This is a genomic window from Pseudoalteromonas sp. CR1, from assembly GCF_019392235.1.
Classification (GTDB): Bacteria; Pseudomonadota; Gammaproteobacteria; order Enterobacterales; family Alteromonadaceae; genus Pseudoalteromonas.
Map to the genome: position 1 here is coordinate 1 of NZ_JAHXRM010000404.1, position 255 is coordinate 255.

1 protein-coding gene is annotated in these 255 nt (G+C 62.7%); it reads left to right on the forward strand.

Annotation, left to right across the window (positions count from 1 at the left end):
• The coding region (locus KZZ04_RS19910) for a hypothetical protein (RefSeq protein WP_219423989.1) at positions 1-233 on the forward strand (233 nt) is incomplete at its 5' end.
• Between the last annotated feature and the right edge of the window lie 22 nt (positions 234-255).

The following is a 255-nucleotide window of genomic DNA, read 5'->3' on the forward strand; positions in this document are numbered from 1 at the left end:
TGCATCATGCGTGGGTGGTGTTCGCCGAGCAGTTTGCCGACCAGTTGTTCGCCCCGAGCGCGTTGCCGAATGCGCTCGGCATCATGGCCGCCGCGGTGTCGCGTTGGGACGAGGCGCGCGAGGTGTTGGGCAACTTGGCGCCAGGCTTTGCCCAGACACTGGCCAATGTAGATACCGACCCGGTCGTGGCGCCCGTCTTTGCGCGACATTGGCCGGACTGGGACGTCTCGTAATGTTTCTTCTGATTGCAGAAAC